This is a genomic window from Microcoleus sp. T3_D1 (assembly GCF_036700405.1).
Classification (GTDB): Bacteria; Cyanobacteriota; Cyanobacteriia; order Cyanobacteriales; family Microcoleaceae; genus Microcoleus.
The window spans coordinates 1-2,533 of sequence record NZ_JAUBOV010000179.1 but is presented as its reverse complement, the minus strand read 5'-3'; the positions used below and the strand labels follow the sequence as shown (position 1 = coordinate 2,533).

At 46.2% G+C, this 2,533-nt stretch carries 1 pseudogene; it reads right to left on the bottom strand.

The features are described from left to right. Positions 1 to 1,907: pseudogene (ltrA, locus tag QT992_RS33200) on the bottom strand (group II intron reverse transcriptase/maturase); the annotation flags it as partial. Positions 1,908 to 2,533: the final 626 nt, after the last annotated feature.

Genomic DNA, 2,533 nt, shown 5'->3' with positions numbered 1-2,533 from the left:
GACCTATTAAACTCAGCGAGACTGTCACCAGCCTCGCTGGTCTTCAAAACCGTGCATGAAAGTTTCCCTTCACACGGCTCCTCAATGATTTGGTGCTTGTCACGCATACCTCATTACCCATTTGTCTGCGACTTTTTCAAGTCTTTTGGTGGGCTTAGGCTCGGCACTATTGCAGCCGGATTTGTTGCCGGGACTGCCATCTGAGGCGGTCTTTGTGTCGTGGCAATGTCTGTGTAGAAGTTCCCAGTTATCGTAAGAATCCTTTCCACCTTGCGATTTCGGGATTTTGTGGTCAATTTCTATCACATCGTTTTCACGGAAAAACAATCCGCAGTGGGCGCACTTCCCTTTTTGCCTTTTCAAGAGTTTTGATACCCTAGTTGGCATTTCTGGGTTGTTACCCATTCTTGTACTCCAGTAAACTAGGTTCGCGTCGTATGGTGACGATTTGCCTTTAACTTTCACATGACGCAATATTGGAGTGTCGGCATGGTCAAGTAACCGAAGTGGGCTTGTACCCTCTTTCCTAGTTGCGAATACCCAGTTGTTACCGCCCATAGATTGCCAATATTTCTTTGACACCCATGATTTTGATTTCTTTGGGTGGCGGTGGGTTGCCCAAGCTACAAGTTTTCGATACACCAGGTCGTCTAATTCTGCGTAAGTTTCCTTACTTACTACAGTCGCATAGTAGTTTGCCCATCCCCGTATTATGGGGTTAATTCGTTTGATTAGCGCCGCTTGCGGTGCTGACTTTTGGGCGTCAATAACTCTTGCGATGTGGTCGTAATGTACCTTAATCTTGTTTTGGCTTGGGGTGATGATGGTTTTGAATCCTAGTTTTTCCCCTTGGGTATTCTTACCTGATTGGTGTTTTCCTTTGGGAAACTGTCGTATATTGAAACCAAGGAAGTCGAACCCTGGTTTTTCACCCTCCATTTCTGTAAGGGTGTGTGTCAGTCTTGTTTTACTAGGCTTCAATTCCAAGCCTATGTCTTTTAACCATTCCGAGATTATCTCTCGGCATCTTTGGACAACGGTTATGTCAACGCGCGAGAATCACGAAGTCATCTGCATACCTGATTAATGTTGCTCCTGATTGATAACCAGAGTATTTCCCTTTCTTGACTATTGTCCTTCTGGGGAAAGCTTGCTTAATCCGGTGTTCCATCCCGTGGAGGGCAATATTTGCTAGTAGTGGGGAGATGACCCCACCCTGTGGAGTACCCTCAGATGTCTCGTAGTGCTGCATATTGTCCATCACTCCCGCTTTTAACCAGGCTCGTATTTGACGGCGAATGGTGGGGAATGTATTAAGTTTGTTAAGCAGCGCTACATGGTTGATGCGGTCGAAACACTTGGAGATGTCGGCATCTAGCACGTATTTGGCTTTATACCTAATCTCGTTAAATATTGCCTCAATTGCATCATGACATGACCTTCCGGCTCTGAATCCATAACTGTTGGGTTCAAATCGCGCTTCCCATTCAGGCTAAGCGTGCCATCTTGACGAGTGCTTGCAAGGCTCGGTCTTTCATTGTAGGTATACCTAGAGGTCGCTTCTCTTCCGTTCCCGGTTTTGGAATCCATACTCTCCGGGTCGGGCTGACCTTAGAACCCAGTTTTAAGTTGTTTACTAACTTCAAACGAGCTGCTGGGGATAGAGATTTAATTCCATCCACTCCTGCTGTTTTTTTGCCAGTGTTATCTTGGGTAACTCTACGAACCGATAATGCTCTTGCTGACCAAGAATTCATCAACGTCTTTTGGAGTCTGCGTAATGCCTTTACATCACCACGTTGAGAGGCTTGATAGATTCTCTTTTGGAGCTTGTAAACTCGCCGCTCTAGCTTGCGCCAGTTAATCGAGTGCCATTCCACCGTAGTCTTTAAACTCGTTTTAGACATTTATACTCCTTACTTGAGTCTCTATCTTCCAAAACATCGTGAGTCTGTCTGCATATCCTGAACATTACTTCAGGCTTTGGCTTTTGACTCAATCTTTCCTACTCTCCGCATCCGGTTAGCACCTACTCAGTCATCGATCTGACTGAGAGCTTACGAGAGGTTACTTCGTTTCTGATAGCCATTGATAGAGTTTTTAGAGCGGTACTATCCACCGGGTTTGGAGGAAGTGCTTGTTGGTCAACCAGGAATTGCCAACTCCCCATTATCCTTGCCCTGTTTGGGACTCCCAGCGTGTAAGCCTGATTCCGCTGGTTATTTATGACGATGGTTAAACGTACCTTCGTATGCCTACTCATGAACTCTTGCTTGGTGATTGCCAGATTAGGCTTCCAGCATTGACACCTTTCACCCCCGCTTCAGGGATTGATGGCTAGTCGCTACCCTGGGGGACACAGTTCAGAACTGCGCTCTGTGTGCTTTCACTCCTGCACTTGGAGGGTGGGACTTGAGTGGTTCTAGAATACTTTTCTCTCACCCACATGACTATCAAATTGTCAAGGTTCTTATGTTACTTGCGGGTAATCCTCTACCCATTTCAGGGCTAGTTTCTACCCAACGAATCGCAC